Source organism: Pseudoxanthomonas sp. 22568, from assembly GCF_052044485.1.
Lineage (GTDB): Bacteria > Pseudomonadota > Gammaproteobacteria > Xanthomonadales > Xanthomonadaceae > Pseudoxanthomonas_A > Pseudoxanthomonas_A beigongshangi.
This window is the reverse complement of the sequence record NZ_JBQENC010000002.1, coordinates 30485-34393: the sequence shown is the minus strand read 5'-3', so window position 1 is coordinate 34393 and position 3909 is coordinate 30485. Positions and strand designations below refer to the sequence as shown.

At 66.2% G+C, this 3909-nt stretch carries 3 protein-coding genes; all 3 read left to right on the top strand.

Going from position 1 to position 3909, the window contains the following annotated elements:
• Nucleotides 1-45 precede the first annotated feature (45 nt).
• A complete protein-coding gene (locus ACTJI2_RS02525) occupies nucleotides 46-570 on the top strand; it encodes a GNAT family N-acetyltransferase (RefSeq protein WP_183643667.1) in 525 nt (174 codons plus the stop codon).
• Nucleotides 567-899, top strand: a complete 333-nt coding sequence (locus ACTJI2_RS02520) for a non-heme iron oxygenase ferredoxin subunit (RefSeq protein ID WP_183643670.1) — start codon at nucleotides 567-569, stop codon at nucleotides 897-899. Before ACTJI2_RS02525 ends, ACTJI2_RS02520 begins: the two co-directional genes overlap by 4 nt.
• A 664-nt stretch (nucleotides 900-1563) precedes the next feature.
• A complete protein-coding gene (locus ACTJI2_RS02515; protein ID WP_440840980.1) occupies nucleotides 1564-3891 on the top strand; it encodes a catecholate siderophore receptor Fiu in 2328 nt (775 codons plus the stop codon).
• Nucleotides 3892-3909: the final 18 nt, after the last annotated feature.

Below are 3909 nucleotides of genomic sequence, written 5' to 3'. Positions count from 1 at the left end.
ACGTCGCTCCTACAGTTGGGGGGCGGTTTTCCGTAAGATCGGCGCATGAGCACGCTGACCTTCCGTACCGCGACCGCCGCGGACATCCCCGCCCTCGTCTCGCTGGTGACCTCCGCCTACCGTGGCGAGGTCAGCAAGCAGGGCTGGACCACCGAAGCCGATCTGCTGGATGGCCAGCGCATCGATCCCGAAGGTCTGCTGCGTGACATCGAACGCGCCCGGAGCCGCATCCTTGTCGCCGAACGCGATGGACAGATGCTGGCCTGCGCGCATGTCGCGGTGGAGGACGGCGCCGGCTACTTCGGCATGTTCTCAGTCCGGCCCGATCTGCAGGGCGGCGGCGTGGGCAAGGCGGTGATCGCCGAGGCCGAACGCGTGGTTCGCGAAGACTGGCGACAACCGGCCATCCGGATGAGTGTCATCGACGTGCGCGACGAACTCATCGCCTTCTACGAGCGTCGTGGCTACGCGCGCACCGGCATCAAGAAGCCCTTCCCCTACGGCGACGAGCGCTTCGGCATTCCCAAGCGCGACGATCTCCGCTTCGAGGTGCTGGAGAAGGCGCTGTGAGCGAGAACTGGACCTTCGTCTGCGCGCTGGGCGAAATGCTGCCCGGCGAGATGCGCACGGTATTCGACGAAGTCACCGGCACCCCGATCCTGGTGATGAACTACGACGGCGATTTCTACGCGCTGGAGGATCGCTGCAGCCACGAGGATTTCGAACTGTCCTCCGGCAATTACGACGGCGACGAGGCCACCATCGAATGCATCCTGCACGGGGCCAAGTTCGACATCCGCGATGGTCGGGCGCTGTGCGCGCCGGCCTATTCGCCGGTACCCAAGTTCCCGGTCAAGCAGGAACACGGCGGGCTCTGGACCCGCGACGACCGCGGCTGATCGGCACGCCGGCGGCGGCTCCCAAGGGCGGATTCCCCGGAATCCGCCTTTTTTGTTTCTTCCGCACCGCCGTTCGGCGAGGCGCCTTTGCGAAAGAGAACAATTATCATTAAGATTATAAATTCGTTATCCGGCTGACCCGCCCCGCTCCCCTTGCCCCTTCCGACCCGCCCCCGTGACGAACGTCGCAGCGTCCTCTTCTGGGCGCTGCTGGGACTGTTGTGGTCGTTGGTGTGGCTGCTTCCGGTCGCGTCGGCATCCGTCGCGGCCGTCATCGGCCCGACCGTGGTGGCGGCCGCGTTGTCCGAGGGGACTCCGGCAGCGGAGGCAAACACCCGGGACGCCGAAGAGAGAAGTCCCGCCACAGGCTGGCAACTCCCGTCCGTGGACCCGATCGCCGCCGTCGAACCTTCACCCGAAGGCGAGTTCGACCCTGCGAGCGGCCCCGCCCCCGCTGACCGCCCCGGCTTCCAGCCCGCACGCTGCGCGTCCGTCCGTTCCGGCGATGTCCGGTTCCGGTCCGACGCCTGCCGTCTGCCGCACGGCCACGCGCCCCCGCGCGCCTGAATCCGCACTGGCGATCCGGATGCCCGGGCCGCCAGCGCCCCCGCTTCCCCATCGCCCGTCGCCACGGGGATTCCCTTCCGAAACCGCCAAGACACCCATGAACCCGATCAAGTCGCGCAAGCACGCCACTCCCGCGTCCCGTTCCCCGAACGGCCTGACCACCGCCACCCTGCTGACCAGCCTGGCGCTGGCCGTCCCCGCCGCCGCCCAGGTCGCCTCCGACAACGCGCCCAAGCCGGATCCGACCACCCTGCCGGAGGTGCACGTCGAAGGCACCTCGGTCGGCGAATACAAGGCAGACAAGCTGGCCTCGCCCAAGTTCACCCAGTCGCTGCAGGACACCCCGCAGACCATCCAGATCATCACCGACGATCTGTTCAACCAGCAGGGCGCGACCACCCTGACCGAGGCGCTGCGCAACAGCCCGGGCGTGGGCACCTTCTTCGTCGGCGAAAACGGCAATACCGCCACCGGCGACACCTTGTTCATGCGCGGCTTCGACAGCTCCAGCAGCATCTTCGTCGACGGCGTGCGCGACCTGGGTTCGATCTCGCGCGACGTGTTCAATGTCGAACAGGTCGAAGTCGAGAAGGGGCCGGCCGGCACCGACAACGGCCGCAGCGCACCGACCGGCGCAATCAACATGGTCAGCAAGCAGGCCACGCGGAAGGACGCGATCAGCGCGACCGTCTCGATCGGCAGTGACGACCAGAAGCGCGTCACCGCCGACTGGAACCAGTCGCTCGGCATCCCCGGCGCGGCGTTCCGCCTCAACGTGATGGCGCAGGACAGCGACGTGCCCGGCCGCGATCTGATCAACAACAAGCGCTGGGGCGTGGCGCCGTCGCTGGCGTTCGGCCTGGGCTCTGATACCCGTTACTTCCTCAACCTGCTGTACGTGAAGCAGGACAACGTGCCGGACGGCGGCGTGCCGACCATCGGCCTGCCGGGCTACAGTTCGCCGGACCCTGCCCGTCCGCAGATCGCGTTGGCGCCGCGCGTGGACAGCGAGAACTTCTACGGCACGCGCTTCGATCACGACGACGTGACCGCGCAAATGGCCACGTTCCGCTTCGAGCACGATTTCTCCGACACGCTGAAGCTGACCAATACCGCACGTTGGGGCAAGAACGAACAGGACTACATGCTGACGGCATTCATGCTGTCCGCCACCGGCACCACGCCCACGCTGACCATCCCCGACATCAACAATCCTTATGGCTGGACGGTCAACCGCAGCCTGCCAACCTTCAAGGATCAGGAATACACCATCGCCACCAACCAGCTGAACCTGCGCGCCGACTTCTCGACCGGCCGCGTGCAGCACAACCTCAGCACCGGACTGGAGTTCGCGCGCGAGGAACTGGAAAGCTGGGGCGTCGCCACGATCCCGGGGACCGCCTGGCCGGCGGCCAATCTGTACAACCCCGACCCTGACGTCAGCGGCCTGCGCTGGGGCCGCAATGGTGCGCATAGCAAGGGCAAGATCACCACGTCGTCGCTGTACGCCTTCGATACCCTGAAGTTCAACGAAGCCTTCCTGCTGACCGCCGGCATCCGCCTGGATCACTACAAGACCGACTTCAGCAGCCTGGTCGCCTGCGGCGGTCGCGGCGGTCCCGTCTGCGGCAGCCTGCCCACCGGCACCATCGTGCCGGGCGTGGATCGGGATGCCTCCGATACCCTGGTCAACTGGAAACTCGGTGCGGTCTACAAGGTGGGCAACGTCGCCAGCGTGTATGCCAACTACGCGCTTTCGCAGCAGCCTCCGGGCGGTACCGCGCTGGAACTGAGCAACGCGGACAACAGCGCCAACAATCCCAAATACGACCCGCAGAAAGCCAAGACCTTCGAGGTCGGCAGCAAGTGGAACCTGCTGGGTGACGATTTGCTGCTGACCCTGGCGGTGTTTCAGACTGACGTGAGCAACGAAGTGATCACCGAGAACGGGGTGACCTTCCAGGGCGGCGAGAAGCGCGTGCGCGGCGTGGAGGTTTCGGCGGTTGGCAAGCTTACCGACGACTGGTCCGTGTCCGCCGGCTACACCGCGATGGACGCCACCGTGAAGGATGGCCCGGTCGTGGCGAACGACAGGACCCGCGATCTGGGCTACACCCCGGACAGCGCCTTCACCGCCTGGACCACCTACGAACTCCCCTTCGGCCTGACCGTCGGCGGTGGCGCGCGTTACTCCGGCGAAATGAAGCGCGGCACCGACGGTGCCGTGGGCACGCCGAACTTCGTCAAGTCGTACACGGTGTGGGACGCGGTTGTCAGTTATGCCTTCAGCCCGAACCTGGATCTGCGCTTGAACGCCTACAACCTGTTCGACAAGGACTACGTGGCGGCGATCAACAAGAGCGGCTACCGTTACACGCCGGGTGCGCCGCGTTCGGTGCTGCTGAGCCTGAACCTGCGGTTCTGACGCGGTCGTGGCGGGGAG